Origin of the sequence: Bartonella sp. MR100HLJHH, from assembly GCF_042194215.1 — a bacterium.
Lineage (GTDB): Bacteria > Pseudomonadota > Alphaproteobacteria > Rhizobiales > Rhizobiaceae > Bartonella > Bartonella grahamii.
This window is the reverse complement of the sequence record NZ_JBHIMR010000057.1, coordinates 1-1932: the sequence shown is the minus strand read 5'-3', so window position 1 is coordinate 1932 and position 1932 is coordinate 1. Positions and strand designations below refer to the sequence as shown.

Genomic DNA, 1932 nt, shown 5'->3' with positions numbered 1-1932 from the left:
AGATGTGCTTCTGCTGCCTCTCGCTCATTAAGGATTTTCAGATGTTTTTCAGCAAATTCAACGGCATGGTTAACATACCCCTCCAGTTCTTCATCAAGATTTTGCAAATGCTCAGGAATCTTATCCTCTGCGATAGAATCTTGATAGGATTTTAAGACATCAATTTGACCTGTCAATGCTAAACAAGCCAAATGCCAAATCACAGCTGGATAATAGCTATATTTTTGGATAAGCGTTTTGCTTTCTATTGATGCTTGTAAATCTTGGGCACGTGCCCATTGTATTATCCGCTCAGAGATTTTTGTCAACTCTTGCTCATTCAATATCTCTACACAAATATCAATTCCTTTATCAACCCCACGAAAATTCTCTCCTCCAATCGTATTAAAAGATCGATAAATATCCGTAGGTCGTACAAGATTACGTTGTCCACAAAAATGAATATACAAGCAAGCCAAAGAAATCTCTTCATTAGATATTTCAGCTTCGAGATGAACATTATACTGATCATAGAGATGTACAAAGCCAAAATCTAACTTAATAAAACGATCCGGCAAAACCAACCACATTTTCCCAAGCTCTGTGGCAAACCACCCTTGAATTTTAAAAATGCGAGTTGCTGCTGTAAGAATCATCGACCACTGTTTAGGTTTTTTACGCGCTAAAATGTCATCTAACTCCCCGTTTTTATAAGCTTGCGCAAAAAGAATGAGGCGCTCAATCCACCCTATTGTTTTGTAATCTGCAAATTCTGGTACATGTAATTGGGGTGTAAACTTAGAACTTTTTAAAGCCTCAATATCACCAAGTAATGCTTCTGCAACAGCAGAATGATTAGCAGCTTCTTCATGTAATTTTTTTTCAATATCTTGTGCTTGCGCCCAAGCAATAACCCTATTTAAAGATTCCTTAACATGGCTTTCTGAGAGATCTAAAGCTGTAACATCGAAATCCTCTTTCGCAGAAAACAGCGTATCTTCATACTTATCCTGTGATACTTCACCACTAGCATATTCGCAAGAAAGGCAATAAGGAGCAGTGGTAAGATCAGCTGATAACCGAAATTTTCCACCCTCCTCTCCATAATCTACAACATCATAACTAATGCCTACAATGCGATCGGGAAAATGATAATGCGCAAAGGTATCCCCCACTTCATCACGATAAGGCTCCCAGCCCAGTCTTTTTAAAATCTCTGTGACATCTTTGGTTTGCATCGTCATTACCCCCCAGCATGTTCCATAATTCTTTTACAGAGAAATTCATAAAAATTACTTGCATAATACTGGGGATCGCTAGGTGGAAATCTAAGATAGAGCGGGCACTCACCATCCTGAAACTGAGTATAATCAAAGTAAAAGGTTTCACCAAAATCTGTTCTATTGATAACAAGCTGCTGTGGTTTTGCTAAACCATTTTTTATATCTGTTAAGTGATAATAAACAATATCATCACTACGAGCAATTTCAAAATTTGTATTATAAACACTTAATATTTCCTCACCACAGATCTCCGCTCTTCCATAATTCTTCAAAAAACTTTTGTAGGAGGATGTGAATTGCAATTTAAGAATCCCCTCTGCTTTTTCAATTAGTACATCATCAACTGCTTCATCTGTAGAGCCAAAATCGATACTATCGCTATATTTATCAACTAGTACTGCAACATCAGCTAAGGTATAGGTTTTCATAGATGATCCCCCTAAAAGTGATTAACAATTCTTGCATTTTTGAAAACAAAAAAGGATGACGGCTTTAACAGTGTATTTCAAAAGGAAACCGCCCGACAAAAGCGTCATTCCAAATTAGCTATAATTCTTTTACAGAGGAATTCATAGAAGTTATTTGCATAACATTGTCATATTTGTTATGAGAAAGACCCTGTCCATTGGGGCGAACAATATCAATCAGCGGCACATCATTGCCGGCTTTC

Annotated in this window: 2 protein-coding genes; both read right to left on the bottom strand. The window is 37.2% G+C overall.

Annotated elements, in window-relative coordinates; all coding sequences use genetic code 11:
* On the bottom strand, positions 1–1217 hold a 1217-nt coding region (locus ACFIJ7_RS09400), incomplete at its 3' end, for a DUF6990 domain-containing protein (RefSeq protein ID WP_375645176.1).
* Between the two features lie 5 nt (positions 1218–1222).
* A complete protein-coding gene (locus tag ACFIJ7_RS09395) occupies positions 1223–1690 on the bottom strand; it encodes an SMI1/KNR4 family protein (protein WP_375645175.1) in 468 nt (155 codons plus the stop codon).
* Between the last annotated feature and the right edge of the window lie 242 nt (positions 1691–1932).